The sequence below is a fragment of the Pragia fontium genome (genome assembly GCF_900638655.1).
Taxonomy (GTDB): domain Bacteria; phylum Pseudomonadota; class Gammaproteobacteria; order Enterobacterales; family Enterobacteriaceae; genus Pragia; species Pragia fontium.
Genome location: NZ_LR134531.1, coordinates 3551575 through 3575864 on the forward strand (window position 1 = coordinate 3551575; position 24290 = coordinate 3575864).

27 protein-coding genes and 1 pseudogene are annotated in these 24290 nt (G+C 49.0%); 12 read left to right on the forward strand and 16 right to left on the reverse strand.

Translation table 11 applies throughout. The features are described 5' to 3' along the window. Window positions 1-243: 243 nt before the first annotated feature. The 10 genes from EL341_RS15375 (at window position 244) to EL341_RS15415 (ending at window position 8684) form a co-directional block, all read left to right on the forward strand. Window positions 244-1191, forward strand: a complete 948-nt coding sequence (locus EL341_RS15375) for a 4-hydroxyproline epimerase (protein ID WP_181811617.1) — start codon at window positions 244-246, stop codon at window positions 1189-1191. Further along, window positions 1188-2351: an NAD(P)/FAD-dependent oxidoreductase gene (locus EL341_RS15380; RefSeq protein ID WP_126468131.1), complete on the forward strand. Its 1164-nt coding sequence runs from the start codon at window positions 1188-1190 to the stop codon at window positions 2349-2351. The genes EL341_RS15375 and EL341_RS15380 overlap by 4 nt, the downstream gene beginning before the upstream one ends. A 3-nt stretch (window positions 2352-2354) precedes the next feature. Continuing rightward, complete coding sequence (locus EL341_RS15385; RefSeq protein ID WP_071845518.1) at window positions 2355-2612, forward strand: (2Fe-2S)-binding protein; 258 nt, start codon at window positions 2355-2357, stop codon at window positions 2610-2612. Then, window positions 2609-3880 (forward strand): NAD(P)/FAD-dependent oxidoreductase, encoded by a 1272-nt coding sequence (locus EL341_RS15390; protein ID WP_126468132.1) that lies wholly within the window; start codon window positions 2609-2611, stop codon window positions 3878-3880. Before EL341_RS15385 ends, EL341_RS15390 begins: the two co-directional genes overlap by 4 nt. Window positions 3881-4015: 135 nt before the next feature. After that, window positions 4016-5824 carry a fumarate reductase (quinol) flavoprotein subunit gene (gene frdA, locus EL341_RS15395; RefSeq protein WP_047779751.1) on the forward strand — a complete coding sequence of 603 codons (1809 nt, stop codon included), beginning with the start codon at window positions 4016-4018 and terminating at the stop codon, window positions 5822-5824. After that, a complete protein-coding gene (locus EL341_RS15400) occupies window positions 5817-6551 on the forward strand; it encodes a succinate dehydrogenase/fumarate reductase iron-sulfur subunit (protein ID WP_047779750.1) in 735 nt (244 codons plus the stop codon). The genes frdA and EL341_RS15400 overlap by 8 nt, the downstream gene beginning before the upstream one ends. Window positions 6552-6568: 17 nt before the next feature. After that, the gene (gene frdC, locus EL341_RS15405; RefSeq protein WP_047779749.1) at window positions 6569-6958 is read left to right on the forward strand and encodes a fumarate reductase subunit FrdC; all 390 of its coding nucleotides are present in this window, start codon (window positions 6569-6571) and stop codon (window positions 6956-6958) included. Between the two features lie 16 nt (window positions 6959-6974). Continuing rightward, entirely contained in the window at window positions 6975-7331 is a 357-nt protein-coding gene (frdD, locus tag EL341_RS15410) for a fumarate reductase subunit FrdD (RefSeq protein ID WP_047779748.1), read from the forward strand. Between the two features lie 99 nt (window positions 7332-7430). Beyond that, entirely contained in the window at window positions 7431-7577 is a 147-nt protein-coding gene (locus EL341_RS17625) for a hypothetical protein (RefSeq protein WP_164720471.1), read from the forward strand. A 495-nt stretch (window positions 7578-8072) separates the two neighbouring features. After that, window positions 8073-8684, forward strand: a complete 612-nt coding sequence (locus tag EL341_RS15415) for a trimeric intracellular cation channel family protein (protein WP_047782117.1) — start codon at window positions 8073-8075, stop codon at window positions 8682-8684. Between the two features lie 45 nt (window positions 8685-8729). Here the strand turns inward: EL341_RS15415 and rbsR are convergent, their stop codons facing one another. The 12 genes and pseudogenes from rbsR to EL341_RS15475 all read right to left on the reverse strand — a co-directional run bounded on the left by rbsR (window position 8730) and on the right by EL341_RS15475 (window position 20268). Continuing rightward, entirely contained in the window at window positions 8730-9740 is a 1011-nt protein-coding gene (gene rbsR / locus EL341_RS15420; RefSeq protein ID WP_047782118.1) for a ribose operon transcriptional repressor RbsR, read from the reverse strand. A gap of 10 nt (window positions 9741-9750) precedes the next feature. Beyond that, complete coding sequence (gene rbsK, locus EL341_RS15425; protein ID WP_047782119.1) at window positions 9751-10674, reverse strand: ribokinase; 924 nt, start codon at window positions 10672-10674, stop codon at window positions 9751-9753. 93 nt (window positions 10675-10767) lie between these two features. Further along, window positions 10768-11655 (reverse strand): ribose ABC transporter substrate-binding protein RbsB, encoded by an 888-nt coding sequence (gene rbsB / locus EL341_RS15430; RefSeq protein ID WP_047782120.1) that lies wholly within the window; start codon window positions 11653-11655, stop codon window positions 10768-10770. A gap of 24 nt (window positions 11656-11679) precedes the next feature. Continuing rightward, window positions 11680-12648 carry a ribose ABC transporter permease gene (gene rbsC / locus EL341_RS15435; RefSeq protein ID WP_047782121.1) on the reverse strand — a complete coding sequence of 323 codons (969 nt, stop codon included), beginning with the start codon at window positions 12646-12648 and terminating at the stop codon, window positions 11680-11682. Window positions 12649-12654: 6 nt separating this feature from the next. Next, the gene (rbsA, locus tag EL341_RS15440) at window positions 12655-14160 is read right to left on the reverse strand and encodes a ribose ABC transporter ATP-binding protein RbsA (protein WP_126468133.1); all 1506 of its coding nucleotides are present in this window, start codon (window positions 14158-14160) and stop codon (window positions 12655-12657) included. A 9-nt stretch (window positions 14161-14169) separates the two neighbouring features. After that, complete coding sequence (rbsD, locus tag EL341_RS15445) at window positions 14170-14589, reverse strand: D-ribose pyranase (RefSeq protein WP_047782123.1); 420 nt, start codon at window positions 14587-14589, stop codon at window positions 14170-14172. Between the two features lie 329 nt (window positions 14590-14918). Next, on the reverse strand, window positions 14919-15587 hold the full coding sequence (locus EL341_RS15450) for a 3-oxoacid CoA-transferase subunit B (protein WP_074825079.1): 669 nt from the start codon (window positions 15585-15587) through the stop codon (window positions 14919-14921). Further along, a pseudogene (locus tag EL341_RS15455) lies at window positions 15587-16194 on the reverse strand (3-oxoacid CoA-transferase subunit A). Before EL341_RS15455 ends, EL341_RS15450 begins: the two are co-directional and overlap by 1 nt. Before the next feature lie 12 nt (window positions 16195-16206). Further along, window positions 16207-17385, reverse strand: a complete 1179-nt coding sequence (locus tag EL341_RS15460) for an acetyl-CoA C-acetyltransferase (RefSeq protein WP_126468134.1) — start codon at window positions 17383-17385, stop codon at window positions 16207-16209. Next, on the reverse strand, window positions 17382-18215 hold the full coding sequence (locus EL341_RS15465) for a BKACE family enzyme (RefSeq protein WP_126468135.1): 834 nt from the start codon (window positions 18213-18215) through the stop codon (window positions 17382-17384). Before EL341_RS15465 ends, EL341_RS15460 begins: the two co-directional genes overlap by 4 nt. A gap of 1 nt (window position 18216) precedes the next feature. Further along, a complete protein-coding gene (locus EL341_RS15470) occupies window positions 18217-19479 on the reverse strand; it encodes an MFS transporter (protein WP_074825070.1) in 1263 nt (420 codons plus the stop codon). 15 nt (window positions 19480-19494) lie between these two features. Continuing rightward, window positions 19495-20268 (reverse strand): cyclase family protein, encoded by a 774-nt coding sequence (locus EL341_RS15475; protein ID WP_126468136.1) that lies wholly within the window; start codon window positions 20266-20268, stop codon window positions 19495-19497. A gap of 457 nt (window positions 20269-20725) precedes the next feature. Here EL341_RS15475 and EL341_RS15480 point away from each other — a divergent pair, with 457 nt between their 5' ends. Then, window positions 20726-21418, forward strand: coding sequence for a TetR/AcrR family transcriptional regulator (locus EL341_RS15480; protein ID WP_053007670.1), 693 nt, complete (start codon window positions 20726-20728; stop codon window positions 21416-21418). Window positions 21419-21463: 45 nt separating this feature from the next. Here the strand turns inward: EL341_RS15480 and sugE are convergent, their stop codons facing one another. From sugE to efp, 4 genes are all read right to left on the reverse strand, one after another. After that, a complete protein-coding gene (gene sugE / locus EL341_RS15485) occupies window positions 21464-21778 on the reverse strand; it encodes a quaternary ammonium compound efflux SMR transporter SugE (RefSeq protein WP_047782130.1) in 315 nt (104 codons plus the stop codon). A 121-nt stretch (window positions 21779-21899) separates the two neighbouring features. Next, complete coding sequence (locus EL341_RS15490) at window positions 21900-22253, reverse strand: DMT family protein (protein ID WP_047782131.1); 354 nt, start codon at window positions 22251-22253, stop codon at window positions 21900-21902. Between the two features lie 47 nt (window positions 22254-22300). Beyond that, window positions 22301-22432: an entericidin A/B family lipoprotein gene (locus tag EL341_RS15495; protein ID WP_047782132.1), complete on the reverse strand. Its 132-nt coding sequence runs from the start codon at window positions 22430-22432 to the stop codon at window positions 22301-22303. A gap of 72 nt (window positions 22433-22504) precedes the next feature. Further along, the gene (efp, locus tag EL341_RS15500) at window positions 22505-23071 is read right to left on the reverse strand and encodes an elongation factor P (RefSeq protein WP_047782133.1); all 567 of its coding nucleotides are present in this window, start codon (window positions 23069-23071) and stop codon (window positions 22505-22507) included. A 41-nt stretch (window positions 23072-23112) separates the two neighbouring features. Here efp and epmB point away from each other — a divergent pair, with 41 nt between their 5' ends. Then, a complete protein-coding gene (epmB, locus tag EL341_RS15505; RefSeq protein WP_126468137.1) occupies window positions 23113-24141 on the forward strand; it encodes an EF-P beta-lysylation protein EpmB in 1029 nt (342 codons plus the stop codon). Window positions 24142-24290: the final 149 nt, after the last annotated feature.

The following is a 24290-nucleotide window of genomic DNA, read 5'->3' on the forward strand; positions in this document are numbered from 1 at the left end:
TTAGACTATTTGCCATTTTGAACATTCAGCAAGAGATATAACGAATTAAGAAACCAATACATTAACCTATTAACACTATGAATAATTTTACATGATTTTATTTTTCATTCCGTTACCGAAAAACGCTCAACTATGCTGATTTCTACATTCTAAGAATTGAAATGTATCAAGCGCCGAGACTGAGAATACGTCACTCTTTTATCAATGCCATAACATTTAATTAACTTAATATAGGGCGCGATAATGACATCTTCTTCATTTACGGCAATCCGCGTTATTGATTCTCATACAGCAGGAGAACCTACACGATTAGTCATTGATGGCTTTCCTTCTCTCGGCCATAACGGTATTGCCGAACAACGCGCCCGTTTTGAAGCAGAATTTGACCACTGGCGCTGTGCAACCATTCTGGAACCGAGAGGAAATGATGTTTTAGTGGGTGCTCTACTTTGCCCCCCCACTTCTCCAGACTCCTGCGCCGGCGTTATTTTCTTTAATAACGCAGGGTATTTAGGCATGTGCGGTCATGGCACTATCGGCGTGGTTGCCTCTTTGGCTTATTTAGGCCGAATCGGTGTGGGTATTCATCGAATTGATACGCCCGTTGGTACTGTTGAAGCCCAGTTGCACCAAGATGGCAGCGTCACCGTCCGCAATGTACCCGCTTACCGTTATCGCCAGCGGGTTATGGTTGATGTCCCTGAATACGGTACAGTTTGCGGGGATATTGCCTGGGGAGGAAACTGGTTCTTCCTTATCGGTGAGCACCACCTCACGATTGACCTGCAAAACGTCGAAGCCTTAACACATTTTAGCTGGGCAGTCCGCCAGGCTCTTGAAAAAGCAAATATTTGTGGTGATGACGGTGGTCTCATCGATCATATTGAACTTTTCAGCCCGGATAATAAAGCCGATAGCCGCAACTTTGTTTTGTGCCCCGGTAAAGCTTACGACCGTTCCCCTTGTGGCACCGGCACCAGTGCCAAACTGGCCTGTCTGGCGGCGGACGGTTTGCTTCACCCTGGGGAAATTTGGCGGCAGGCGAGCGTTATTGGCAGTGAATTTCAGGCATCCTATGAAATTGAAAATGGAAAAATCATCCCCTCTATTAGAGGACATGCTTATATCTGTGCTGACAGTCAGCTGTTGATTGACAGTAAAGATCCGTTTGCCTGGGGTATTCAAGAATGAATCAAAAGCGGGCTTCTCAGGCTAATGCGGATATTGTCATTATAGGTGCAGGCATCATCGGTGCTGCCTGCGCCTACCGTTTGGCGCAGGATGGCTACCGCGTTTTAATTTTGGATAATGGCACAGCCGCGGCAACCGCCGCAGGTATGGGCCATCTGGTTTGTTTAGATGATAATCCGGCAGAACTGGCTTTAAGCCATTACTCAATTTCACTGTGGCGTCAGTTAGCCAACCAGATGCCGGAGAGCTGTGCCTGGAGTGACTGCGGGACATTATGGCTGGCCAATAATGCAGATGAAATGGAAATAGCGCGACAAAAAAAACAGCGTTTATCCGAATGGCAAATAGAGAGCCAACTGCTGAATCCATCGCAAGTTGCTCTGGCGGAACCGATGCTACGCAGCGGGCTTGCCGGTGGTTTAGTTGTCCCTAGCGACAGTATTTTATATGCGCCGAATGTGGCTAAATGGTTAATCAATGCGGCCAGTCATCGGGTAACGCTGCAACAGGCTAACGTCGTTGGTCTGGAAGAACAAAACGTGATCCTGTCTGATGGGCGCAGGATAACAGCCCCGGCAATTATATTGGCTAACGGTCTACGGGCGATTGATCTATTACCGGAATTACCTCTTGTTGCCAAAAAAGGTCATTTAGCAATCACCGATCGTTATCCCACTCGTACAACACATCAATTAGTCGAACTGGGTTACGCCGCAAGCGCCCATGCCAGCAGCGGTACCTCCGTCGCCTTTAATGTTCAACCTCGCCCTACCGGACAATTGCTTATCGGCTCATCACGTCAATTTGATACCTTAGATAGCAATGTTGAGCTGCCGATATTACGCAGCATGCTGCAACGTGCACAAAGCTATTTACCCGATTTAGCCACAATGAACATTATCCGCTGTTGGACAGGATTTCGTGCCGCATCGCCGGACGGATTGCCCTTATTGGGGCAACATCCACGCTATCGCGGATTATGGTTAGCCGTGGGTCACGAAGGGCTAGGAGTAACAACGGCTTCTGGCAGCGCAGATATATTAGCGGCATTACTGCAGGGACATGCATCGCCCATTGATGCAACGCCTTATCTGGCCAGCAGGTTCCTTGATTCTGAACCTAATCCGCTTTCTTCTCCCACCGCAATCGATGGGGTTTAAACTATGCATCAACAACAAAATAGAGTGATGATAACGATTGATGGCGACTCTTTTTCCGTTCCTCAGGGCATAACGGTCGCTGTTGCATTGGATTTAACCGGACATCCCCAGTGTCGGCAATCAGTAACCCATCAAAACCGCCTCCCTTTTTGCGGAATGGGAATTTGTCAGGAGTGTCGAGTAACAGTTAACGGACAACGCCGTCCCGCCTGCCAAACCCTTTGCAGCGAAGGAATGAACATAGAGAGAACCTCATCATGAATCAGACCTTATTTTCCAGCGTTAGCAAAAAACGTTGTCAGATTTTAATCGTCGGGGCTGGGCCTGCCGGTATGTCGGCGGCAAAAGCGGCGGCGGAAAGCGGACAGAAGGTGATAATGATTGATGATAATCCTGTACCCGGCGGACAAATATGGCGTGATGGCGCCAATGTCACTTTACCGCCGCTGGCGGTGAAATATCGCCAACATTTAGCGGCATTATCAAACGTTGAGATCTTAAGCGGCAGCAAAATTATTGCCCCAGGCGGTTCACAGAGCGTGATTTATGAAAATATGTCCGGCTGTGGTGAAATTTATTACCAGAGCCTGATTATTTGCAGCGGAGCGCGTGAAATACTCTTGCCCTTCCCCGGTTGGACGCTGCCTGGCGTAATCGGAGCCGGAGGCCTGCAAGCCATGATTAAAGGAGGGCTTCAGCTACAGAATCAGCGCATTGTTATTGCTGGCAGCGGCCCGTTGCTGTTGGCGGTAGCGACCAGCGTCAATCAAGCTGGCGGCAACATAGCCGGCCTGTTTGAACAGACATCATGGCGAGCTCTGTTCTCTTTTGCTTTCACTCTTTGGCATTGGCCGACAAAATTCTATCAGGCTCTTACCTCATTCAATTCTGCTTATCGCGCGAATAGCTATGTTTTAGAAGCGCTGGGAGACAAGCAAATTGAAGCAGTACGGATACAGCAAGGAACAACGGAAAAAATCATCCCCTGCGACAGGCTTGCCTGTGGATTTGGCTTAGAACCCAATACGGATTTGGGACAATTATTAGGTTGTCGATTAGAGAGTCGTGCCTTCGCGGTAGATGAACGGCAACAAAGTTCAGTAGAAAACATTTACGCTGCCGGGGAATGCTCAGGCATTGGCGGTGGTAAGCTGTCATTAGTGGAAGGCGCTATTGCAGGCTATAGCGCAACACAGCAATACCAACGCGCAGAGGAACTGATTAAACAACGACAAAAATGGCAGCACTTTGCTAATAAAATCATCCAAACATTTCCGTTAAGGGATGAATTAAAAACACTCGCACGACCAGATACCCTGATTTGTCGCTGTGAAGATGTGCCATTTTCGATGCTGGAACCACATACCAACTGGCGGCAGGCAAAATTAAATAGCCGCTGCGGCATGGGTGCCTGTCAGGGAAAAATATGCGCTACCGCAGCCTATCACCTGCTTGGCTGGCAAACTCCGCCGCCAAGAATACCGTTGTCTCCGGTACGCGTACAAAGCTTAACGAATGAAGAAAAGTGAAAACAGTGATGTAAATGCCATATTCCTCCCTCCAGCTCATCTATAATAACCCGATGCGGTTAATCATCGTATTAACCATACAATAATAACAAACCTTAACCATTCACTAAAAACTGGAACATTTGGAGGAGTGCAGTGCAAACCTTTAACGCAGATATTGCTATCATCGGGGCAGGTGGCGGCGGTCTTCGTGCAGCCATTGCCGCTGCCGAAGCTCATCCTGACAGTACCATCGCCCTCATTTCTAAAGTCTACCCCATGCGTAGCCACACCGTGGCCGCCGAAGGGGGCTCCGCCGCCGTCCTCAAGCCTGAAGACAGCTTCGAGTCCCACTTCCACGACACCGTCGCCGGTGGGGACTGGCTTTGTGAACAGGACGTCGTGCAATTCTTCGTCGAGAACAGCCCACGCGAAATGATACAAATGGAGCAGTGGGGCTGCCCATGGAGCCGTAAAGACGATGGCTCCATCGATGTCCGTCGTTTCGGCGGCATGAAAATCGAACGTACCTGGTTTGCCGCCGATAAAACCGGCTTCCATATGCTCCACACCCTGTTCCAGACTTCCCTCAAGTACCCAAACATCAAGCGCTTCGATGAACACTTTGTTCTCGACCTGCTCTCCGATGAAGGTCATGCCCGTGGTCTGGTGGCCATGAACATGATGGAAGGCACCCTGATTCAAATCCGCGCCAATGCGGTAGTGATGGCCACCGGCGGCGCCGGTCGTGTCTATCGCTACAACACCAACGGCGGTATCGTCACCGGTGACGGTATGGGCATGGCCTTCCGTCACGGTGTGCCACTGCGGGATATGGAGTTCGTCCAGTATCACCCAACCGGTTTACCGGGCTCCGGTATTCTGATGACCGAAGGTTGCCGTGGTGAAGGCGGTATTTTGGTAAATAAAGACGGCTACCGTTATCTACAGGATTACGGCATGGGACCAGAAACCCCACTCGGCCATCCTGAAAACAAATACATGGAACTCGGTCCACGTGACAAAGTCTCCCAGGCCTTCTGGCACGAATGGCGCGCCGGACGCACCATCCCAAGCCCGCGCGGCGATGTGGTCTACCTTGACCTGCGTCACCTCGGCGAGAAGAAACTGCTGGAGCGTTTACCGTTTATCTGTGAACTGTCTAAAGCCTACGTTGGCGTTGACCCGGTGAAAGAGCCCATCCCTGTTCGTCCAACGGCGCACTACACCATGGGCGGTATCGAAACCAACCAGCAGTGTGAAACCCGTCTGACCGGCCTGTTTGCCGTCGGTGAATGTTCTTCCGTCGGGATGCACGGTGCCAACCGTCTGGGCTCTAACTCCCTGGCTGAGCTGGTGGTGTTTGGTCGCGTAGCCGGTGAACACGCCATTGAGCGTGCGAAGCATGCGGCACCGGCCAACAGCAGCGCTCTGGATGCGCAAGTGGCCGATATCGAAGGCCGTCTGCATACCCTGCTCAAGCAGCAAGGCACCGAAAGCTGGTCGAAAATTCGCGACGAGATGGGCATGAGCATGGAAGAAGGTTGCGGTATCTACCGGACCGAAGAGCTGATGCAGAAGACCGTCGACAAGATTGCTGAACTGAAAGACCGCTACAAGCGCGTCAGCATTGCTGACCAGTCCAGCGTGTTCAACACCGACCTGCTGTACACCATCGAACTGGGTCACGGTCTGGATGTCGCTGACTGTATGGCACACTCCGCGCTGCTGCGTCGCGAATCCCGCGGGGCTCACCAGCGTCTGGATGACGGCTGTACCGAGCGTGATGACGTGAACTTCCTCAAGCACTCACTGGCCTTCTACAGCCCGGACAGCAGCACCCCGCGCATTGAGTACGGTGATGTGAAAATTACCACCCTTGCCCCGGCCAAACGTGTATACGGTGCCGAGGCGGAAGCCCAGGCAAAAGAAGAGGCATTAAAGAAGGAGCAGGCGAATGTCTGAGATGAAAACCCTCAAAGTTGAAGTCATGCGTTATAACCCTGAGCATGACACCGCTCCTCACTTCGAGGCCTATGACGTGCCTTACGATGCGTCCACCTCTTTGTTGGATGCATTAGGCTATATCAAGGACAATCTGGCACCGGACCTGTCTTACCGCTGGTCCTGTCGGATGGCCATTTGTGGCTCCTGCGGCATGATGGTCAACAAGGTGCCGAAACTGGCCTGTAAGACCTTCCTGCGTGAATACACCGACGGTCTGAAAGTGGAAGCCCTCGGTAACTTCCCGATTGAGCGCGACCTGGTGGTGGACATGACTCACTTTATTGAGAGTCTGGAATCCATTAAGCCTTACATCATCAATGACAGCCTGAAACCGGAAAATGGCCCAACCACCCAAACCCCGGCGCAGATGGAGAAATACCATCAGTTCTCCGGCTGTATCAACTGTGGCCTGTGCTACGCGGCCTGTCCGCAGTTTGGCCTCAATCCTGAGTTTATCGGCCCGGCAGCGATTACCTTAGGTCACCGCTACAACCTCGATACCCGTGATAAAGGCAAGGCGGCACGTATGCCTCAGCTGAACGGCAAAAATGGGGTGTGGAGCTGTACCTTCGTCGGTTACTGTTCTGAAGTCTGTCCGAAACACGTCGACCCGGCCTCTGCTGTTCAGCAAGGCAAGGTGGAAAGTTCGAAAGACTTTATGATTGCCATGCTGAAACCGCAATAAGGGAGAGGGAAAGTATTATGATGACCAAACGTAAACCCTATGTCCGCGAGATGAAAGCCAACTGGTGGAAGAACCTCGGGTTTTATAAGTTCTATATGTTCCGTGAAAGCACCGCTATTCCGGCCGTGTGGTTCAGTATTGTGATGATTATCGGGGTGTTTGCCCTGCGCAATCCGGAAAGCTGGGACGGCTTTGTGGCCTTTCTGCAAAATCCGCTGGTGATGGTGATTAACATCATTACCCTGATTATGGCGGTAGTGCACACCAAGACCTGGTTTGACCTGGCACCGAAGGCCGCCAATATTGTGGCTAACGGCGTGAAGATGGGGCCTAAACCTCTGGTGACCGGCCTGTGGGTCCTGACCATTGTGGTGAGCCTGATTATTCTGGCTGTGGCACTGATTTAAGCGGAGGCGAACTAAAATGATTGAACAAAACCCGAAGCGTTCTGATGAACCGGTATTCTGGGGCCTGTTTGGTGCAGGCGGTATGTGGGGTGCAGTGGTGGCACCGGCAATTATCCTGCTGGTGGCGATTATTCTGCCGTTAGGCTGGGCACCGGAGGCGTTAAGCTATCCGCGTATTCTGGCCTTCTGTCAGGGCTTTGTTGGCCGGGTGTTCCTGCTGCTGATGATTATCCTGCCGTTATGGTGTGGTCTGCACCGTATGCACCATATGACCCACGACCTGAAGTGGCATATTCCGGCCAGTAAACTGGTGTTCTACGGACTGGCCTCGGTTCTGAGCGTGATTGGCGTTATCGGCGTGTTTATGCTGTAAGGGCTGATTAAGGCTGATAGACCTGATGATAAACGCCCTCAATGGAGGGCGTTTTTTATTGGATAACGATGTCCTGATACTCAATTAAAGGACGACCTTATGTCCTTAACATCGGTGGGCGTCGGGCCTACCTTTCCTGGGGGCCCTCCGGCGGGTAAACCCGCTACGACCCCAACGGACAACGCCTTAGCGTTGAACAACACTCAGTGTTGGCCTGAAGGGCAGGCTACAGAATGTTGCCTGTAAAGCTCTCCCTCCGATTAAGTGTATTAAGATTGATAGCTATGAAGACATCCCTATCGTCATCCCAACGAAAGTTGGGCTCTCGCCCTAAGCCAACCATTGTCATTAAGCTAAAACAGAGATCCCGGTTTTCACCGGGATGACGAAAAGGTGACCAATGAGGACATATCACCGTATTCCTATCGTCATCCCAACGAAAGTTGGAACGCGTAGCCGTAGGCGAAGCAAACATTCACAGAGTGAATAGCCCGGAGGGTGAGCGCAGCGAATCATCTCGCCCTAAGCCAAGCGTTGTCGTTAAGCTAAAACAGAGATTCCGGTTTTCACCGGAATGGCAGAATTAATAGCTTCTTGAATACAGAGTGCGAATGCTTAATTAACCAGCAACCTACCGCAATATAAAAAACCAACCAAACACCAAAAATACAGCTGCAAAAACCATGGAAAGCTGAAATAATTAACACATACACCCACCATTACCATCAAATCAGACACACCATGCTATTCTATCTCTATATTATTGGTATCACCGCAGAATCCATGACCGGAGCGTTGGCTGCGGGTAAGAGTAAAATGGATATTTTTGGCGTTCTTATCATTTCATCCGTTACCGCCATTGGCGGTGGCACCGTGCGCGATATGATTTTGGGTCACTACCCGCTGGGTTGGGTCGCCCATCCGGAATATGTGCTCATCGTCGCCGTTGCATCGGTGCTGACGGTAGCCACTTCAAGGGTCATGATCTATCTACGCAAATTCTTTCTGGTGTTGGATGCCGTTGGATTGGTGGTATTTTCCATTATCGGCGCTCAGGTAGCGATGAGTATGAATCTGCCAGTGATCATTGCGGCCATTGCCGGGCTGATTACCGGGGTATTTGGTGGGGTATTACGGGATATCTTCTGTAACCGTATTCCGTTGGTGTTCCAAAAAGAGCTGTATGCCAGCGTGTCCTTTACCTCAGCCATGCTATACATTGGTCTGATTCATCTGAACATTATGACTGATATCGCCATTATCGCGACACTGGCCTTCGGCTTTACCTTCAGAATGTTAGCTATCTGGTTTAAGATTGGCCTACCGGTATTTAGCTACCAGACGGATGACTAGCCTTCGTTGACTGGGCTCTGATGCCGCTTTAGAAGCTTAGCGGCATCAGCACAACTCTCCGTTACCAACGGAATCTCGCTCCATCAGTTTCGGCGTCAATGCTAGCGAGCGCGGTTCAGTGATTTGTTTTTCCAAACGCTGTAATAAGGTGTCAATCGCCAGCTTACCTAGGGCGTCTGTTGGCTGATGAATGGTGGTCAGCGGTGGTGACATAAACTTCGCCAACTCAATATCATCATAACCGACCACGGCAATATCTTGCCCAACCTTCAATCCGGCCTGATTTAGCGCCAGATACACGCCAACCGCCATCGCATCATTACAGGTAAACACTGCATCCGGTAATTGCGGTAATTTAAGCAGAGACTGCATCGCTTCCAGCCCGCCAGAAAACTCAAAATTACTAAAAATACGGTAATTTTCCGGCGATGCCAGTTTAGCGTCATCCATAGCTTGTTGATAACCAGACAAACGGCGGCATGCCTGAGTATTATCCTGTGGCCCGGTAATACAGGCAATTCGGCGATAACCGCGAGAGATCAGATATTCGGTGGCCAGTTGACCACCGATAAACGAATTGTCCTGAATGGTATCGCAGACCCCGTTAAACGGTGCCCAGTCCATCATCACGATGGGCAGTTTAGGATAGTGGCAAAACAACGCTTCAGAGATAGGATTACGATCGTTACACATCAAAATCAAGCCATCGACCCGACGCTGTAGCAGCGTTTCCAGACTGCTGCCCATACGTTGGGTATTGCCTTCGGTATTGCACAGAATCAGACTATATCCGCGTTCATAGCAGCTCTGCTCAACGCCTCTGACCACTTCGGCATAAAATGGGTTATTACTGGAAGTCAGTAACATGCCAATGGTGCGAGTCTCTTTCGCTTTAAGACTACGCGCCACCGCCGATGGCGAATAGTTCAGTTCAGCAACCGCAGAAAGAATCTTATCTCTGACCGGTTGGCTCACGAAGCGATTATTGTTAATCACATGAGACACCGTCGATGTGGAGACCCCGGCTAAACGGGCTACGTCCTTCATTGTTGCCACAACGCCACTCCTACCTGATTGCTAAAAATTCATCGATCTCTTTGCGCCATGGAACTGAAGGCTGAGCGCCTCGACGCGTGACGGCAATGGCTGCCGCGGCATGAGCAAAACGAACCGCTTGGCTTAATTCCTGACCTTCCAGCATCGCGGTAATCAAAGCACCATTAAAGGTATCGCCAGCCGCTATGGTATCAACTGGCTCAACGGTATAGCCTTCAATCAGACGACCAATACCGTCAATACTGACCCAAGCTCCTCGGCTACCCAGCGTAATAATCACCGTTCCAATGCCTCGAGCGTGCAATACAGCAGCTGCGCGGTCTGCATCATCATTATTCACAATCGCCACACCGGTCAATTGCTCAGCTTCGGTCTCGTTTGGCGTAATAATATCAATATTGGTCAGCAGTTCATCGGGTAATTCCCTTGCCGGTGCGGGGTTCAATGCAACCAAGGTATTATGCTGCTTTGCCAATTGAGCTGCGGCAATAATGGTTTCCAACGGCGTTTCCAACTGCATCAACAAAGCATCGGCAGTAATAACCTGCTGGCGATACTTTTCCAGATAGTCTGGCGTTACTGCGGCATTAGCGCCGGCATCGATGGCAATCATGTTTTCGCCTTTGCCATTCACAAAAATCATGGCAACGCCGGTATGATTATCAGCCACACGCTCAATAGGATGAATATCGATATTATCCTTCGCCAGTTGGCGGCAAACCTGTTGACCAATATCATCATCGCCAACACAGGCAATAAAAGTAATATTCGCCCCACTGCGCCCTGCGGCAACGGCCTGATTAGCCCCTTTACCACCAAATGAGATGCGATAGTCCTTACCCGTGATGGTTTCACCTGGGCGAGGGAATTCATTTACATTAAGAATGTGGTCAGCGTTGATGCTGCCCAACACCACCAGTTTGTTTGATGACATCTGTTGCCCCTTTGGAAAAATCACGCGGTAATCCTTATCGATTACCGCGCGTTACTGCTATCAGGTTAATCCTTAAAAACTTGGCTTAAACCTTTATTGAGTAATCAGCTTTAAAGCAACCGGGATATTGGCATCCACTTTTTCGCCTTTCAGAATCTTATCGGCCGCTTCAACGCCCATGCTACCAATCAACTCTGGCTGTTGAGCAACGGTGGCACCCAGACGACCACTTTTCACCGCTTTAATACCGTCATTGGTGCCATCAAAACCGACGATCAACACATCTTTCTTACCGGCAGTTTGCAGCGCGCGCATTGCACCCAACGCCATTTCGTCATTTTGAGCAAATACCGCTTGAACATCAGAGTGAGCCGTCAATAGGTTCTGCATAACGTTCAAACCCTTGGTACGGTCAAAATCCGCCGGTTGGCTGGCTAACAGCTTAAATGGATGATCTTTCATTGACTGTTTGAAGCCTTCACCACGCTCACGGGCGGCAGACGTTCCGGTAATGCCTTCTAACTGAATAACCTTCGCTTCATTACCTAATTTCTCAGCAATATAGTCACCGGCCATTTTACCGCCGGCCACGTTATCAGAGGCGACATGACTGGCTACTACGCCTTTATTGGCTGCGCGGTCCAGGGTGACCACGGGAATATTGGCTTTATTCGCCATCATCACCGCATTACCCACGGCATCAGAATCCGTTGGGTTAATCAGCAGTAATTTGGTACCGCGTACGGTTAAGTCCTGCACGTTACCCAGCTCTTTAGCCGGATTATTCTGTGAATCCAACACGATCAGGTTATAGCCCAGCTCATCAGCCTTTTTCTGTGCACCATCTTTCATGGAAACAAAGAATGGGTTATTCAGCGTAGAGACCACCAGTGCAATGTTATCTTTTGCCATTGCACCAGCACTGACAGAAAGGGTTAAGACTGTAGCAGAAACTAAGGTAGCCAGTTTTTTCATATTCATCGTCATTATTCCTGTATAAAAAGGTTATTTACTGCTTCTGTTTTCTACTAATACCGCCAAGAGAATGACGGCACCTTTAACGATCATCTGGAAGTAGGCAGAGATACCCAATAAATTAAGCGCATTGCTCAGGAAGCCCAGAATCAGTGCACCAATCAGAGTACCGGTAATTCGGCCCTTACCACCTGCCAGACTGGTTCCACCCAGTACCACGGCGGCAATAGCATCAAGTTCATAACCCAAGCCCGCCGTTGGTTGTGCTGAAGACAAACGCCCGACTTCAATCACACCGGCCAGTGCGGTGAGCATACCGCACAAAGCATAAACAATAATCTTAACCCGATCGACGCTAATACCGGATAAACGGGTCGCCGCTTCGTTGCCACCCAATGCATAAATATAACGCCCTAAACGGGTATGGTTTAGCAAATACCAAGCACCAATAAAGACGATTGCCATAATCCAGATCGGCGTTGGAATACCTAACGGGCGACCAATACCAAACCATTCAAATGCATCGGATGCATCAGAAAAACCAAGGTTGATTGGGCTGCCTTCAGAGAATTGCAGCGTTGCACCGCGTAAGATCAGCATCATCACCAGCGTTGCGATAAATGCCTGTACTTTGCCCTTCGCCACAATCACCCCGGTAATGGTACCCATTGCGGCACCTAAGGCTAATGCGCCGCCTAAGGCAACAAAGACATTCAGCTCCATCCCCACCAACGTTGCAGCAACCGCACCGGTCAATGCCAGTAGGGAACCGACGGATAAATCAATGCCCGAAGTCAATATCACCAGCGTCATCCCGACGGCAATAATCGCGTTCACCGAGGTTTGTTGCAGGATATTAAACAGGTTATCGACGGTAAAAAAGTTAGGGCTCAGAAATGAAACCACAATGATCAACACGATCAAAGCAATCAACGATTTCTGTTCAAGCAACCACTCTTTATTGAAGCGGCTTGTTGAAGGGCTATTTGAGTTATTCACTGTCCGTTACTCCTGAGTCACACCGTACTGTTTGCCCACTGCCGCGGCCATCAGTACTTCTTGCGTTGCCTGTTCAATAGGGAATTCGCCGCTAATACGGCCTTCATGCATCACCAAAATGCGATCGCTCATGCCGATAACTTCCGGCATTTCGGAGGAAATCAGAATGATGCTTAACCCTTCTCGTTTAAATTGATTAATCAGCTGATAAATTTCTTTTTTGGCACCCACGTCCACGCCACGCGTTGGTTCATCGAGGATCAAAACGTTGGGTCGGGTCATCAAACCGCGGGCGATAGCAATCTTCTGCTGATTACCACCGGAGAGCAAACCAATAGGCTGCATCATCGATGGCGTTTTAATATTGAATAATTTAATAAAGTCGCTGACCGCCTGCTGTTCTTCGGCATGCTTCAGTGAACCCCACTGTTGACTGAAATAGCGTAGCGCGGTGAGTGACATATTCTCCTTCACCGACATACCCAGCACTAAACCATCGCCTTTACGATCTTCTGAAATATACACAATACCGTTTTTCAGACCATCCTGTGGGCTATGGATTTTGATGGTATGTCCATCCAGCACAATGCTGCCAGCGGTGTGAGGCAGTGCACCGTAGATCATCTTCATCAGCTCGGTACGTCCGGCACCCATCAAGCCAGAAACGCCAAGAATTTCACTGCGATAAAGATCGAAGCTCACATCATGAACGCCTTTACCGGACAGATGCTTCACCTGTAACTGCAAAGCACCGCGCGGCTGATCCAAACGCGGGTAAAGCTCTTCTAAACGACGACCAACCATCATTTCAATCAGTCGATCTTCATCCAGTTCTGCAACCGGGCGTTCGCCAATAAATGAGCCATCGCGTAATACTGTCACATCATCACAAATCTCAAAGATCTCTTTCAGACGATGGGAGATATAAACGATACCGCACCCTTGAGCGCGCAATTCATTAATCACGTGGAACAGTGAGGCGGTTTCGGTATCGGTTAGGGCATCGGTGGGTTCATCCATAATGATGACTTTCGACTCAAAGCTCAGCACCTTGGCAATCTCAACCATTTGCTGATCGCCAATCGACAGTTCTCCCACCAAACGACGGCTGCTGTAATCAACATTCAGGCGGCGCAGCAGGCGATCCGCCTCGGCATAAGTTTTCTTCCAATCAATACGTCCGAAGATATTGACGAACTCACGGCCGAGAAAAATATTCTCTGCCACGCTGAGCTGAGGAATCAGGTTCAGTTCCTGATGGATAATACCGATTCCCGCTTCCTGAGAGGCTTTTGGGCCGCTAAAAGAAACGTCTTTGCCCAAATATTCGATGGTGCCTGCATCTTTGCTATAAATACCGGTCAGCACTTTCATCAGCGTTGATTTACCGGCACCATTCTCTCCCAGCAATGCCATCACCTTACCGGGATAAACGCTCAGGCTGGCACCAGACAGCGCCTTAACCCCTGGGAAGGATTTATCAATACCGCTGAGTTTAAGTAGGGGTTGCATATCAGGCCCTCAAAAAACGACGCCGGAGCACAAAATCACGTTGGCGTAAGGAGAACACTCTCCGGTACGCACCACCGCACGGCTATCGTGAGATAACGCTTTAAATGCTTCATGGCTGATATATTCCAAAGCAATGTGATTGCCCTGACGCTGTTCAAGCTGTTTAATGCAGCTTAGCAGTTGCTGATGAAGCTGCGGATTTTTATCTTTAATCTCATTGGCGAGAATCGCCTTTTCGACCTGCATTTCATCGGTAACGACATCCAAAACCTGTAAGAATGAAGGTACTCCATGGGTGACGGCTAAGTCGATACGTTCAACCGACGCCGGAATGGGTAAACCAGCATCACCGATAACCAACGTATCAGTATGCCCTAATCGCGAAATCACCGAAGAAAGCATGGAATTCAGCAAGGTACCCTTTTTCATTAAACCCACCTCATTAAACGGGCGTTTAGCACGCCATCGAAACGTTTCGTTGATAGGGGGAGTGTAGGAAGATTAAGAAAGAAAGCAAAAACTATTTTGAAAATTTGTGACGCTTATCGAAACGTTTCGATTTATATGTAGACTGGCTTTCCAGCTGAAACGGTTAAGTTAAAACTGGTGTTTATTTAACAAATATGGACGATTGTCTTATCAAGGATGAAAGAAATACCCGAGCATCGCCATCCATGGCAACAGTCGGGTAGCAAAACTCAATTAATCAGCAAAGAATGCTGCCATCGCTGGCACCATCTTTGTCAATTAGCGGATGTTCACGCAGTGGTGAGAACCTCGACATTGATCTGGGCAAGTGCATTATCTACCACAAACTCTGCTTCGGTTCGTTGCCGAATATCCTCAACAGAAACTCCCGGTGCATGCTCCGTCAGCACCAGTTTTCCATGCTGAAACCGGAAAACTGCCAGTTCAGTGACAATCATTGAAACGCAGCTTTGGGCAGTTAATGGTAATGCACACTGTTTAAGGATTTTTGCCGCCCCGTTTTTCGCATTGTGTTCCATGGCAACGATAACTTTACGTGCGCCGGTGACCAAATCCATAGCACCCCCCATACCCGGCACCATTTTGCCGGGGATCATCCAGTTAGCCAGATTGCCCTGTTGATCCACTTCCAGACCACCTAATACGCAAGCATCCACATGACCGCCGCGAATCAAAGCAAACGAAAAGGAACTATCAAAAGTGGAACCACCGGCAATAATCCCACATGGCTGCCCTCCCGCATTGGCCAGGTCAGGATCCGGATTCGCCTCATCGACCGGGCAGATACCCAGAAAGCCATTTTCCGATTGCAGCACAATATCGACATCATCAGGAATAAAGTTGGCGACCAGAGTGGGTAAGCCGATACCCAAATTAACAATATCGCCATCCTGCAATTCCTGAGCGACACGTCGGGCAATAAACTCTTTTGGGCTCATCACTCATCTCCTGTTATCAGACCGCTCACCAGCATGCCGGGCGTCATCACCATATCTGGATCAAGATCGCCGACGTTAACCAGCTCTTCTACCTCGGCAAATACCTGCTCAGCCGCCAGAGCGATAATCGGATTAAAGTTTCTGGCAGAACGCCGATAATAGAGATTACCGGCAGTATCGCCGCGTTTGGCATGGATAACCGCCAAATCAGCCTTTAAGGGCAGCTCCAACAGATAATCTCGCCCATCGATAGTCATCCGTTGTTTTCCCTGTTCCACCACGGTACCGACACCGGTTGGCGTCAGAAATCCACCGAGTCCTGCTCCACCGGCACGAATCCGTTCAACCAGCGTTCCCTGAGGAACCAGTTCCACTTCCATTTCACCCGCCATCATTTGCCGACCGGTTTCCGGATTCAGTCCAATATGGGAAGCGATCACTTTGCGCACCCATTGCCGATCAGGGTTAAATCTTTTACTCCCGAATCAAACAGCATTTTCATGATGGCAGGCGGTGTACCGCTGCCCATAAAACCACCGAACATGATGCTCATGCCATCGCGAAAATGGCGAGTCATATCCGTTCTGGTCATCACTTTGGATTTCATTGAACCCTCCTGTTAGACCCGTTCAACAATCACTGACACACCCTGTCCACCACCCACGCATAGCGTGGCCAGTCCAAAGATTTTATCCCGAGCTTGTAGCGCATGCAGTAAGGTCACCAGAATACGTGCACCGGATGCACCGATAGGATGCCCCAGCGCAATAGCACCACCGTTAACGTTAGTTTTTTCCACATCGAAGCACAGCTCCCGGCCAACGGCGATAAATTGGGCAGCAAACGCTTCGTTAGCTTCAATCAGATCGATATCGGCCATACTTAAGCGGGCTTTTTCCAGCGCTTTGCGGGTGGCAGGAACCGGTCCCATGCCCATAAAGGCCGGATCGACACCGCCCGTGCCGTAGCCGCGAATGCGCGCCATCGGTTTCAAGCCAAGGGCTTTCGCTCTTTCGGCACTCATGACAATCAATGCCGCAGCGCCATCGTTGATGCCGGATGCATTACCTGCCGTGACGCTTCCGTCCGCTTTAAACGCGGGACGCAGCTTGGCTAATGCCTCAGCAGAGGCTTCTGCTCTCGGATATTCATCCTGATTAAAGACAATATCCCCCTTTTTCTGACGAATAGTGACCGGCGTTATCTCTTGGCTAAAAGCACCGCTATTTATCGCTGCCACCGCGCGCTGCTGTGAACGCAAAGCCACTTCATCCTGTTCTGCTCGAGTAATCCCGTAGCGCTCAGCAACATTCTCGGCGGTCATGCCCATATGATATTGATTAAATGCGCAGCTCAACCCATCGTGAACCACGCTATCCACTAAAGTGCCATTGCCCATCCGGTATCCCCAACGCGCTTTATCCAGCAAGTAAGGGGCGGCGGACATATTCTCCATGCCACCAGCCAGTACCGTTTGCGCATCGCCAGCGGCGATCATTTGCGCCGCCATCATCACGCTTTTTAAACCCGAGCCACACACCACATTAATGGTGGTTGCCGGTACGCTCTGCGGTATACCGGCGTTCAGCGCAGCCTGACGCGCTGGGTTTTGCCCCAGGCCGGATTGCAGCACATTGCCCAAAATAACTTCATCGATCACGCCGGGCTCAATACCAGCGCGCTTTATCACCTCTTCCGCGACCAACGTACCTAATTTAGGGGCAGAAACCGACGCTAACGCCCCGCCAAAGCTACCAATCGCCGTTCTTGCGGCATTAACAATAACGATATCACTCATAGCGCCGCTCCTCTCAGGCCAAGAATCTGCCGTGCTTCTGCCGGTGTTGCCGCTTCACGACCAGCTTCATCCGCCAGACGTACCGCTCGGGCAACAAACTCTGAGTTCGATTGAGCCAACCGACCTTTGCTGTAATAAACGTTATCTTCCATGCCAACGCGCACGTGTCCGCCTAATGCCAGCGTTGCCAGCAGAATAGGCATATGACCTCGCCCAATGCCAAACGCAGACCAGTGTGCTTCTGCTGGCAATAGATTTTTCAAATACACCAGATTCTCTACCGTTGCAGCGGTACCCCCGGCGGCACCCAATACCAGTTGGTAATAGGCCGGTGTTTTAATCAGATTTTTCTTGATGTAATAGAGGGAGTTATAAAACATACCGGCATCAAAAATTTCAATTTCCGGTTTTACCCCGCTATCAATCATCACCTGACCCAGCTTTTCGAGGAATTTAGGATGATTAATAAATAAACCACTATGGGCCCAGTTCATGGAACCACAGTCATAAGAAGCCAGTTCTGGCTTCAAGGCGGGTACGTGCATCATGCGCGTTTCATCGGTGGCATTCAGATCGCCGGAGGTCGTCAGATTAATCACGATATCGCATCTTTCACGGATTAAACCTACGGTTTCGGTAAATTTATCGATACTCATGGTGCCTTTGCCTTCGTCGTCACGCATATGCAGGTGAGCAATAGCGGCACCGGCCTGCCAGCACTCATAGACATCATCGGCAATCTCTTTCGGCGTCAACGGAATATTCGGGTTATCCTGCTTGCTAGGGAAAGCGCCGGTCGTGGCGACGGTAATAATCGTTTTGTTATTCATATTAATTTCCTTCCTGTACTTCGGTATGAGATGGCGCTACTGCGGACTGTTTTTTGGCGTCAATATTCGGTAGAGCGAACATCATGAATCCAGCGAGACAGAAGAAAACAGCGCAGATCATAATGCCGGTCGTCAGGCCATAGCTTTGGGCGATAAAGCCCATCGCAAAAGGGGCAAAAGCGGATACGCCACGGCCAATGTTGAAACAGAAACCGGCGCCAATGGTACGTACCCGAGTCGGGAACAACTCCGGAAAATAAGAGCCCATCAGGCCAACAAACGCGGTAAAAAAGGCATAAACCGGCCCCATAATCAGTAAGGCGGTTTCCCCAGTCATACTGACGTAGATGGGTAAAGTGATGGCGGTACCAATAAATGACCAGATAAGTGCAGTACGTCGCCCCACCTTATCGGCCAGCACCCCAAAGGCGTTATAACCAACAAACATACCGACGTTCAGTACCACGAAGAACAAAGACATGGTTTCCAGACTCAAGCCACGATCCTGAGTCAGGAATAGCGGTAACCAGGTGGTGCAGCCCCAATAACCAATCAGTCCGAAACTGGCAACGACGGTGGCAAGAATGGTATTGCGAGCCAAACCGGCAGAGAAAATTTCAGAAATCGATACTTTTTCCCCTTGGTTTTTCCGCGATGCTTTCTCTTTCTGCCAGGTTTCTGACTCGGGAACGAAAATCAGGAAGTAAATCGCCGCAATAATCGCACCGGCACCGCACAGAAACAGCGCTCGCCAGCCATAGCTTGGAATAATCAGATAAGACAGAAAAGCGGCTAAACCAGCTCCAACCGGGAACGAACTCAGCACAAAGGATGCTGCACGTCCACGTTGTTTGGCGGGCCAGGTTTCAGAAATATAGGCAACGATAATGCTCCATACCCCACCCAGCCCTAAACCGGCCAGAAAACGCAGGACTAAAATTTCAAACCATGTACTGGTGAAGGCAATCGCCGCCGTCAGAACGCTGAATAGCATCAGGCTCCAGAACAGCGTTTTACGCCGACCATAGTTATCAGCGCACCAACCCACCACAATACTACTCAGGCCAATCCCCACCATCGTCGACGTAGCCAACAGGCCACCATCTGCTTTGGAAATGCCGAGATCGGCAATAATGACCGGCATTGAAACGGCCAACAGCAAAATATCTACCGCATCAAACATGTAACCAAAGAAGCCGCCGAATAATACGTGCCATTTGACGTTCTTTTTGCCGCTGGTTGACGCACTACTGGAATTCGTCATGATGTCGTCTCCTGATTAGAGGTCAAACATAGCAACCGGACGGCACCAGCCTGCGCTGGCAGCCTTAATTTTCACGGGAAAACAGGCGATCTTGAAGCCAAATGGCGGTAACTGATCAAGATTGCACATTTTTTCCATGTGATAATATTCCCGTTCGATACCGGCAAAGTGCCCTTCCCATATCAAAGAAGAATCACCGGTTTGTTCGAATTCTTCTGCAATCAGAGAAAGCGGGCGATCCCAGCTCCAGGCATCGGTGCCAACCACTTTGATACCGCGTTCCAGCAAATACAGAGTTGCCTCACGACTCATGCCACAGCCAGCACTGGTGTAAGCCGCCGTCCCCCAGTGCTTCATGGCACCAGTATGGATAACCACAATATCCAGTGGTTTCAGGGTATAACCAATGCGTGCCAGTTCTGCTTCAACATGCGCGACGGTAATCTTGCCGCCTTCACCGGGCGTTTTAGAGAAATCGAGCTTTACGCCGTCCGAGAAGCACCATTCCAACGGAACATGATCGATAGTGCGGGCGGGCTCGCCTTTATTCATGGTGGGGTGATAATGCCAAGGGGCGTCCAGATGTGTGCCGCTGTGGGTGGTTAGCTGGATATATTCAATTGACCAACCGAGGCCATCCGGCAGATCCTTTTCCGTTGCGGTAGGGAAAAATTGGCGCATATGTTCAGCGCCTTTTTCATGCCCCCAATAGTCAATTCGGGTTGGCATTGAAGGAGGATCGCACGGGGTATTGTCTTCAATGGTTACGCTAAGATCGATGATTTTCATGGGTCACTCTCACTTTTATTTATCTAAACTGGCTTCCACTGTTTTTTCTGGAATTTGATGACAAGCAACTTATTGGTCGTACGTCCAACCTATAGATCATTTGGACAGTCGTCCAACCCATTTTTATCAGATCGTGAGATGGATCCTGATAAATCGATATAAGGTAAATAAAAGTTTTCCAACCTGTTAAAAAATAGGGTGATTATTGGATTTTTTTAGCCCAACAGGCAGGCGAAAAAACATAGCCATACGTGCTGTCTATGTTGAAGATGGGATAAAATTAGATGTATTTCTCTTATGCGGCTTTATAATGATCAATCGCTTACCTTGAATATGATTGAAAGTGATTGCTCCGGCAGATGATTTACGCTTCGGTATATTAAGCGTTTCACGCTTTACGACAGGTTTACTGCCCCGATAAGCCATTAGTTGCTTTTTAGACGGTACAAAATACGACATGCAAATATCAACATCAGAAAAAATTCTTAATGCTGCTGAAGAACTCTTTGCCCTGAGTAGCTATGATGCCGTATCTATCCGTCAGATTACGCAAAAAGCTGACGTTAAGCTGGCATTGGCGCACTATCATTTTGGCACTAAAGACGCGCTGTTTGATGCGGTAATTAAACGCCGGATTGGTTTATTGAGTGAATCACGACGGCAGCTACTGGATTACTTCAGTAAAGAGAATAACGGTAAACCTCTCTCCATTGAGCAAATCGTTCATGCCTTTATCACGCCCTACTTATTCTGGCATCTAAATGGCGGTGCGGGCTGGCGCAGCTATGCACGTATCGTGTCGACGCTATTAGGCTATAACCTATCATTGTTGCAAGATCAGTTTGATTCCAGCGCCGTGCTATTTCAGCAAGAGATGCGCCGTACGTTACCTAATACAGATGAAGCCAGCATTCAATGGGGTTTTGATTTTATGGTGGGGGTGATGTGCAATACCTTCTCAGAAGTCGATCGTATTGGCGGGCTGTCTGAGCAGCTTTGTTCGGTGGAAAACAAAGAACAGGCGTGTGAATATCTACTCTCGTTTATTGTCGCCGGGCTGGAACGGCTGGCAGACAATAAAAAACAAGATCTCAGCCATACTCTGTCAATCCTAACGGCGTTAAACCCCACAGAGAATCTGTCGGAATAACTTGGTTAGCCTTATCCCTAATCCGGAATAAGGCTAACTCATGGCTTACGAACTAAATTTCAAGCCAATAATTCCGCCAATGATTAAACACAGGCTGATGATTCTCATCGCATTGACCGACTCACCCAGTAAGAGAATACCGGTTATCGCCGCACCAACGGCACCAATCCCGGTCCACACCGCATAAGCCGTGCCTACCGGCAGCGTTTTCATGGCGTGCGCCAATAGAAAAACGCTGGCCGCCATGGCGACTGCGGTAATAATACTTGGCGTTAAACGGGTAAATCCGTGACTGTATTTCAAACCGATTGCCCATACCACTTCCAACATACCGGCAATAATTAAAATAATCCAAGCCATACTTATACACCCCTAATGCTTTGGGGTCGTCCCCAGATAACTGATGCGTAATCAGGTCGTCCCGATTAGCGAGTTTGAAATGAAAAATGATCGCCCTGACAGGCTGATATTAACGTGCCGATTATACCATGATTTTATGGCGGAACATAAAAAATACCGCGCCCAGTAAACAGAGCCCAGCCCAAATATAATCGGTACGGAATGGTTCTTTCAGGATATACATCGAAAACGGAATAAATACCGTCAGGCTAATCACTTCTTGAATAATCTTAAGTTGACCGGCACTAGCCACCTCATAACCAATACGGTTGGCAGGTACCTGTAGTAAATATTCAAACAGGGCGATTCCCCAACTGACGAAAGCCGCAATAACCCAGGTTCTGCTATGAAAATACTTCAGATGGCCATACCAGGCAAAAGTCATAAATACATTGCTGAGGGTCAGCATGCAAATCGTAATCACTAACGGTGGCATTAGAAATGATCACCCATGGTAAGAGAGTAATGTAGAAAAGTTGTGCTTCAGCTTGCTCCACGCTCAATGGCGCTGCCTACGTGGCGAATATCTTCACCGAAACCACGGACGGTATTACATCCGCTGAGAGCGGATAAAATCACTAACGATAATAATAGTGCACTTATTGTCTTTAACATCCTCCCCTCCTTATCTTTAGTTGGATACAGATAAGGCCGTATTAACGGCCTTATTGAATATCCGGGGTGAAATTATTTAACCCGTGATACGTATTCGCCAGAGCGAGTATCAACTTTGATTACTTCACCAATTTGCACGAATAACGGCACTTTCACTACTGCACCGGTAGACAGTGTTGCAGGCTTGCCACCAGTACCGGCGGTATCACCTTTCAAGCCAGGATCGGTTTCTGTAATTTCCAGCTCAACAAAGTTAGGTGGAGTCACAGCGATAGGTGAACCATTCCATAGAGTCAGGATACATTCAGCTTGTTCAACTAACCATTTGGCATTGTCACCAACGGCTTTAGCATCAGCGGCTAATTGCTCAAACGTCTCATTATTCATGAAGTGCCAGAAATCACCGTCGTTATATAAATAAGTCAGGTTCATATCCATAACGTCAGCGCCTTCGGCACTGTCGGTAGATTTGAAGGTTTTTTCTAATAATTTACCAGAAATCAGCTTACGTAAACGTACGCGAGCAAAGGCCTGGCCTTTACCTGGTTTAACAAATTCACTTTCAATGACAGCACAAGGCTCGCCGTCCAACATGATTTTAAGACCCGGACGGAAATCGTTGCTAGAATAAGACGCCATGATGGTCCTCTTTCTTAATTAATTAGGTAGCTCAGCTAAAAATGGCGCACATTGTAACCCATAACACCGCAACTAGAGAAGGATGGTTGCAGCAGTTATCGGATGTTATTACCGATCCTGAAGAATTATTACAACTTTTATCGTTACAAAATCATCCTGAACTCCTTGCAGGGGTTGACGCTCGTCGTTTATTTGCTCTGCGGGTTCCCCGAGTATTTGCCGCCAAAATGCGTAAAGGTGACGCTGAAGATCCGCTGCTACGACAGGTCTTAACCCTTCAGGATGAATTTTTTGAAACCCCGGGATACAGTAAAGATCCTCTTGAAGAGCAGCATACCGCAGCTCCTGGATTGCTGCACAAATATCATAATCGTGCCTTACTGCTGGTTAAAGGCGGCTGCGCCGTCAACTGCCGCTACTGTTTTCGCCGTCATTTTCCCTATCAGGATAACCCAGGCAACAAAGCCAGTTGGACAAAGGCACTGGATTACGTCAATCAGCACCCCGAGTTGGATGAGCTAATTTTCTCCGGCGGTGATCCGTTAATGGCCAAAGATCATGAACTGGACTGGCTGATAACCGAGGCAGAAAAAATACCTCATCTGCAACGACTACGCATACATTCGAGACTCCCTGTGGTGATTCCCGCTCGTATCACCGATGCTCTATGCTGCCGCTTTGCCGAATCTCGCCTACAAATTATTCTGGTAACGCATATTAATCATGCCAATGAAATTGATATTGAAGTGACTAAGAGCATGCAGCAGCTAAAAATAGCCGGTGTTACGCTACTCAATCAAAGTGTGCTGCTAAAGGGAATTAATGATAATGCAGACACCCTAGTTAAACTAAGTAATAGCTTATTTAATGCGGGCATTCTTCCTTATTATATTCACGTTTTAGATAAAGTTCAGGGCGCGGCTCATTTTATGGTAGATGACACTTCAGCCCGAGAAATTATGCGACAAATGTTAGAAAAAACCTCCGGTTATTTAGTCCCTCGGTTAACTCGAGAAATAGGAGGACAACCGAGTAAAACACCGTTGGATTTAAGATTAATCGATCAATAAAATTATCTCATTATTTACACTACCGGCTGGCTCTCTCCGCCAGTCGGCCTTTAAAATAATAAATACAAATAATGAGAAATGACACAATAGTCATATTCAACCACATTATATTATTGGCTTTTTTAATAAAAAATAACGTATTAACTTGA

What these genes read in the sequence shown, in the direction of transcription:
- EL341_RS15375 (WP_181811617.1), top strand. Translation starts at nt 244, where the DNA reads ATGACATCTTCTTCATTTACGGCAATCCGCGTTATTGATTCTCATACA.
- EL341_RS15380 (WP_126468131.1), top strand. Translation starts at nt 1,188, where the DNA reads ATGAATCAAAAGCGGGCTTCTCAGGCTAATGCGGATATTGTCATTATA.
- EL341_RS15385 (WP_071845518.1), top strand. Translation starts at nt 2,355, where the DNA reads ATGCATCAACAACAAAATAGAGTGATGATAACGATTGATGGCGACTCT.
- EL341_RS15390 (WP_126468132.1), top strand. Translation starts at nt 2,609, where the DNA reads ATGAATCAGACCTTATTTTCCAGCGTTAGCAAAAAACGTTGTCAGATT.
- EL341_RS15400 (WP_047779750.1), top strand. Translation starts at nt 5,817, where the DNA reads ATGTCTGAGATGAAAACCCTCAAAGTTGAAGTCATGCGTTATAACCCT.
- frdC (WP_047779749.1), top strand. Translation starts at nt 6,569, where the DNA reads ATGATGACCAAACGTAAACCCTATGTCCGCGAGATGAAAGCCAACTGG.
- frdD (WP_047779748.1), top strand. Translation starts at nt 6,975, where the DNA reads ATGATTGAACAAAACCCGAAGCGTTCTGATGAACCGGTATTCTGGGGC.
- EL341_RS17625 (WP_164720471.1), top strand. Translation starts at nt 7,431, where the DNA reads ATGTCCTTAACATCGGTGGGCGTCGGGCCTACCTTTCCTGGGGGCCCT.
- EL341_RS15415 (WP_047782117.1), top strand. Translation starts at nt 8,073, where the DNA reads ATGCTATTCTATCTCTATATTATTGGTATCACCGCAGAATCCATGACC.
- rbsK (WP_047782119.1), bottom strand. Translation starts at nt 10,674, where the DNA reads ATGTCATCAAACAAACTGGTGGTGTTGGGCAGCATCAACGCTGACCAC.
- rbsB (WP_047782120.1), bottom strand. Translation starts at nt 11,655, where the DNA reads ATGAATATGAAAAAACTGGCTACCTTAGTTTCTGCTACAGTCTTAACC.
- rbsA (WP_126468133.1), bottom strand. Translation starts at nt 14,160, where the DNA reads ATGCAACCCCTACTTAAACTCAGCGGTATTGATAAATCCTTCCCAGGG.
- rbsD (WP_047782123.1), bottom strand. Translation starts at nt 14,589, where the DNA reads ATGAAAAAGGGTACCTTGCTGAATTCCATGCTTTCTTCGGTGATTTCG.
- EL341_RS15450 (WP_074825079.1), bottom strand. Translation starts at nt 15,587, where the DNA reads ATGAGCCCAAAAGAGTTTATTGCCCGACGTGTCGCTCAGGAATTGCAG.
- EL341_RS15460 (WP_126468134.1), bottom strand. Translation starts at nt 17,385, where the DNA reads ATGAGTGATATCGTTATTGTTAATGCCGCAAGAACGGCGATTGGTAGC.
- EL341_RS15465 (WP_126468135.1), bottom strand. Translation starts at nt 18,215, where the DNA reads ATGAATAACAAAACGATTATTACCGTCGCCACGACCGGCGCTTTCCCT.
- EL341_RS15470 (WP_074825070.1), bottom strand. Translation starts at nt 19,479, where the DNA reads ATGACGAATTCCAGTAGTGCGTCAACCAGCGGCAAAAAGAACGTCAAA.
- EL341_RS15475 (WP_126468136.1), bottom strand. Translation starts at nt 20,268, where the DNA reads ATGAAAATCATCGATCTTAGCGTAACCATTGAAGACAATACCCCGTGC.
- EL341_RS15480 (WP_053007670.1), top strand. Translation starts at nt 20,726, where the DNA reads ATGCAAATATCAACATCAGAAAAAATTCTTAATGCTGCTGAAGAACTC.
- sugE (WP_047782130.1), bottom strand. Translation starts at nt 21,778, where the DNA reads ATGGCTTGGATTATTTTAATTATTGCCGGTATGTTGGAAGTGGTATGG.
- EL341_RS15490 (WP_047782131.1), bottom strand. Translation starts at nt 22,253, where the DNA reads ATGCCACCGTTAGTGATTACGATTTGCATGCTGACCCTCAGCAATGTA.
- EL341_RS15495 (WP_047782132.1), bottom strand. Translation starts at nt 22,432, where the DNA reads ATGTTAAAGACAATAAGTGCACTATTATTATCGTTAGTGATTTTATCC.
- efp (WP_047782133.1), bottom strand. Translation starts at nt 23,071, where the DNA reads ATGGCGTCTTATTCTAGCAACGATTTCCGTCCGGGTCTTAAAATCATG.
- epmB (WP_126468137.1), top strand. Translation starts at nt 23,113, where the DNA reads ATGGCGCACATTGTAACCCATAACACCGCAACTAGAGAAGGATGGTTG.